The organism is Methyloceanibacter marginalis (assembly GCF_001723295.1).
In the GTDB taxonomy this organism is placed as follows: domain Bacteria; phylum Pseudomonadota; class Alphaproteobacteria; order Rhizobiales; family Methyloligellaceae; genus Methyloceanibacter; species Methyloceanibacter marginalis.
Genome location: NZ_LPWD01000344.1, coordinates 1 through 4,590 on the forward strand (window position 1 = coordinate 1; position 4,590 = coordinate 4,590).

2 protein-coding genes and 3 pseudogenes are annotated in these 4,590 nt (G+C 64.5%); 2 read left to right on the forward strand and 3 right to left on the reverse strand.

The window, feature by feature from the left end:
* From AUC71_RS12305 to AUC71_RS12310, 3 genes and pseudogenes are all read right to left on the reverse strand, one after another.
* Positions 1 to 631: pseudogene (locus AUC71_RS12305) on the reverse strand (bifunctional acetate--CoA ligase family protein/GNAT family N-acetyltransferase); the annotation flags it as partial.
* Positions 632 to 778: 147 nt separating this feature from the next.
* A pseudogene (locus AUC71_RS22800) lies at positions 779 to 1,113 on the reverse strand (CoA-binding protein); the annotation flags it as partial.
* A gap of 285 nt (positions 1,114 to 1,398) precedes the next feature.
* Positions 1,399 to 1,620 carry a hypothetical protein gene (locus tag AUC71_RS12310; protein WP_141701661.1) on the reverse strand — a complete coding sequence of 74 codons (222 nt, stop codon included), beginning with the start codon at positions 1,618 to 1,620 and terminating at the stop codon, positions 1,399 to 1,401.
* A gap of 809 nt (positions 1,621 to 2,429) precedes the next feature.
* Here AUC71_RS12310 and AUC71_RS12315 point away from each other — a divergent pair.
* Together AUC71_RS12315 and AUC71_RS12320 are read left to right on the forward strand one after the other, a co-directional pair.
* Positions 2,430 to 3,179, forward strand: a complete 750-nt coding sequence (locus tag AUC71_RS12315; protein WP_069624501.1) for an efflux RND transporter periplasmic adaptor subunit — start codon at positions 2,430 to 2,432, stop codon at positions 3,177 to 3,179.
* Positions 3,176 to 4,590: pseudogene (locus AUC71_RS12320) on the forward strand (efflux RND transporter permease subunit); the annotation flags it as partial. The gene AUC71_RS12315 and the pseudogene AUC71_RS12320, both read left to right, overlap by 4 nt.

Below are 4,590 nucleotides of genomic sequence, written 5' to 3' on the forward strand. Positions count from 1 at the left end.
CCGTCGGCTTTTGGCTCGGCGAGCACGGCGTCGAGCGTGGCCTTGTACCGTTCGGGCCGGCGTCGCCGATAATGTCGATCGGGTTGGCGCGCGACCAGTTGGCCGGCAGCACCTTGTCGAGTGCGTTCACCAGGTCCTCGCCCACAGGCGCAAGCCTGCCGTCGAGCCGCATCAAATCGTCGACGGCGAGCACGCCGGCGCCCCCGCCATTAGTGATGATCAGGAGCTCGTTGCCCCCGACGGGCTGCAAACTCGCCAGCGTCTCCGCGGCGTTGAACAGTTCCTCCAGCTCTTCCACGCGCACGAGCCCGGCGCGTCGGAAGGCGGCGCTGACCGCGGCGTCGGTGCCGGCCAACGCGCCCGTATGGGTTGCCGCCGCTTTCGCCGCCGCGGCGTTGCGGCCCGACTTGATCGCGATCACCGGCTTGGCGCGTGCGGCCGAGCGCGCCGCGGACATGAACTTGCGCGCCGCCGGGATCGTCTCGAGATATAGCAGGATGGCGCTGGTCGAGACGTCGGCGGCGAGGAAGTCGAGCAGATCGCCCACGTCCACGTCCGCCATGTCGCCCATGGACACCACATAGGAGAAGCCGATGTCGCGGGCGGAGGCCCAGTCGAGGATGCCCGTCATGAGCGCGCCCGACTGAGACAGGAAGGCGAGCGACCCGGATTTGGGCGCGTTCAATCCGAAATTTGCATTCAAGCCCAGCGCCGGCACCGAGATGCCCAAGCAGTTGGGGCCGATGACGCGGAGACAATAGGGCCGCGCAGCATCCAGGACGGCCTGCTTGAGCGCGGCGCTGAAGCCTGCGGTGATGACGACCGTCGCGCGCGTTCCTTTCTTGCCGAGCGCCTCGATGATGGGCGGCACGCTGTCCGGCGGCGTGGCAATGACGGCAAGCTCGGGCGCTCGGGCAACGCCTCGACGGATTTGAAGCAGTCGCGGCCCGCGATCGTGCCGTGATGCGGATTGACCAGAAAGACTTGGCCCTCGAAGCCGCCGGTCAGCACGTTTTGGGTGAGTGTATGGCCCACGGATCCGGGCTCGTCGCTGGCGCCGATCACCGCGACGCTGCGTGGGCGCAGGGCATGTTCAAGATTGCGAACCGTCATGCGGCGAGCGCGACCCTCTCATGAAGACTTTTAGGAGTTCTCTTTTGATTAGGACGCATCCTTAGTGATTTCATGACAAACCGGCGGCGGAAGCGATTTGCCGCAGCCGCGAGTCGCGGGAATTGCCCATGATCGGGGCAACTGGCTTCGCTAAGGGCAACAGAGCCGAGGTCTGTTAAGCATCACACCCTTTGAGACCGCGAATTTGCTGAAAATGTCCCACTCACGGCTCTGTCACTTGACCTTATGTGGCAGGGCCACATACTTCCGGTCAGCATGAGCAGGTTACGCCCGATTTTCGTCGTTCTTTTGACCCTCGCGGTCGCCGCCCTTCCCGCGGCGAGCGTGAATACGGCGATGGCCGCCCCCGGCGTCCCCCAGGCTGCGGCGCAGTCCGACTGTGCGGAGCACATGGCGGCCTCCCAGACTGAGCACGATCAGGCGGAAAGCCACCACGTCAAGATTGGCGCGGCCGTGGCCGATCACGCCAACGGCCAAAAGGCGCATGACGGGATGGGGCCTTGCGCCGGTCATCCCGGGTGCGGAGGCAAATGTCTCTGTCTTGGACTGGCTCTCAGCGCGGTCATGCCTGCGGAAATCGCTTCGGCACGGTGCCTTTGCTCGTCGAGACCACGGCGCGTGCCCCCGATAGCGCGCGCTCGCCGGCCTATATCCCGCCGTCGCCGCCTCCACGCGTCTGACTCCTCAAAGTTGATGCAACGCCGTTTCGCGTGAGCGCCTGCTCGCGTGCAGCGGTGCGATCTCCTTTGTCCGATACGGGCAGAGGGCCACGCAACGAGGATTCGGAGACGCAAAATCATGACGCGTCTAAGCAGCCTGGCCATCCTGGCGACCGGCATCTTGGCCGGAGCCGCGGGCAGCTATTGGTATGTCCATCGGCCCGAGCCGATGAGCATGACGGCGACGGAACACGCCGAGCCGGTCAATGGCGACCGCAAGATTCTTTACTACCGGAACCCGATGGGACTTCCCGACACTTCAAAGGTGCCGAAGAAGGACTCCATGGGCATGGACTACATCCCGGTCTATGCGGATGAGGCTGCGGACGACGCCGTCTCCATCAGTCCCGGCAAGGTGCAGCGCAGCGGGGTGAAAACCGAGACGGTCGGCAAGAAGTCTATCGCTCGCGCCGTCCGCGGCGTCGGACTGGTGGAGCACGACGAGTCCAGGCTCTGGACAGTGACCGTCCGCTCGGACGGCTATGTCGAGAACCTGTTCGTCAATAGACCGGCCAGCGCGTCGTCGAGGGCGACCCGCTATTCCGCTTCTACAGCCCGCAGATTCAATTGGCGCAAGTGGATCTTCTGGTCGCCAAGCGCGGGCAAGGCGGCCGTAACGCGAGCCGCGATATCGATGGCGCCATGCAGCGCTTACGCAATCTTGGCGTGCCCGAGTCCCGTATCGAAGATGTCCTGGAGACCGAGACCAATCCAAGGACAATCGATTGGGCCTCGCCGGCAACCGGCCATGTCATCCGCAAGAACGTCATCGAGGGGCAGCGTGTCATGGCGGGCGACGAACTGTTTCGCATCGGCAACCACGAGCGCGTCTGGGTAATCGCCCAGCTCGCCGAATCCGACATCGGCGACATCGCCGTCGGTACGCCGGTCACCGTCACCCTGCGCGCTTTCCCGAACATGCCGCACCAAGGCGAGGTGACCTTCATCTATCCGGAGATGATGAAGCCGGAAACACGGACGCTGTCGGTCCGGGTCGAGTTGCCCAATCCGGACGGCCGCATCAAGCCGGGCATGTATGCCGACGTTGTCTTCCATCCTGAAACCGAGGAGGCCCCGGTCGCTGCCGTTCCGGCCAGCGCCGTGATCGACAGCGGCACCCGGAAGATCGTGCTTGTCGCCACGGGTGAGGGCCGTTTCGAGCCGCGCGAAGTGAAGATCGGACGGACCGGCGACGGCTATGTCGAGGTGTTGGAGGGTGTGAAGCCGGGCGAGGACGTCGTCACCGCGGCGACCTTCCTCATCGATTCCGAAAGCAACCTCAAGGCCGCGCTTCAGAGCCTCGAACATCGGGATGCGATACCATGATCGCACGCGTCATCGGCTGGTCGGCGCGCAACGTCGTCTTCGTCGGCCTCGCCGTGGTCTTCATCGCCTTGGCCGGCATTTATGCGGTCAAGAATGTGCCGCTTGACGCCATTCCCGATCTCTCGGACGTGCAAGTCATCGTCTATACCGAGTATCCGGGCCAGGCCCCGCAAGTCGTCGAGGATCAGGTCACCTATCCGCTGACGACCGCGATGCTCACCGTGCCCAAGGCGCACGTCGTTCGCGGCTTCTCCTTCTTTGGCGTGTCCTTCGTCTATGTCATTTTCGACGACGGGACCGACATCTATTGGGCGCGGTCGCGCGTGCTCGAATATCTGAGCGCCGCCGCCAAGGACCTGCCTGGCGGCGTCACGCCGGAGCTCGGACCGGACGCAACGGGGGTCGGCTGGGTCTACCAATATGTTCTGCGCGGCGCGCAGCACAGCCTCGCCGAGCTGCGCACGCTTCAGGACTGGTATGTGCGCTTCGGTCTGTCCAAGGCCCAAGGCGTGGCCGAGGTCGCGAGTGTCGGCGGCTTCGTGAAGCAATACAGCGTCGTCGTCGATCCCCGCCGTCTCCAGGCGCTCGGCATCCCGCTCTCCAAAATCAAGGACGTCATCCGCGAGAGCAACATGGATGTCGGCGGCCGCACGCTCGAGCTCTCCGAGCGCGAATACATGGTGCGCGGGCGCGGCTATATCGCCAGCCTGCGGGACCTCGAGGAGATTGTCGTCAAGAGCGAGGGCGGCGTGCCAGTGCTTCTCAAGGACGTCGCCCGGGTCGAACTTGTGCCGGACGAGCGCCGTGGACTGGCGGAGCTGAACGGGGAGGGCGAGGTCGTCTCCGGCATTGTCGTGCAGCGCTTCGGCGAGAACGCGCTCTCGGTCATCCAGAACGCGAAAGACCGGCTTGCCGAGATCGCGCCGAGCCTGCCTGAAGGCGTCAGCGTGGAGGCGGTCTACGACCGCTCGGACCTCATCGACCGCGCCATCGATACTCTGAAGCGCACGCTGATCGAGGAAAGCCTCATCGTCGCGTTGGTCTGCGTCATCTTCTTGATGCATGCGCGCAGCGCGCTCGTCGCCATCGTGACGCTGCCCCTCGGCGTCCTCATCGCTTACATCTGTATGTGGGTGTTGGGACTCTCGTCCAACATCATGAGCCTCGGCGGCATCGCCATCGCCATCGGCGCCATGGTCGACGCGGCCATCGTCATGATCGAGAACGCGCACAAACGTCTCGAACACGCGCCCGAGGGCAGGTCGCGTCACGAAGTGATCATCGAGGCGGCGGTCGAGGTCGGGCCGGCGCTGTTCTTCAGCCTGCTCGTCATCACGGTCTCCTTCCTGCCGATCTTTGCCCTTGAGGCGCAAGAAGGCCGGATGTTCAACCTCTCGCCTATACCAAGACC

What these genes read in the sequence shown, in the direction of transcription:
- AUC71_RS12310 (WP_141701661.1), bottom strand. Translation starts at nt 1,620, where the DNA reads ATGCGCCTTTTGGCCGTTGGCGTGATCGGCCACGGCCGCGCCAATCTT.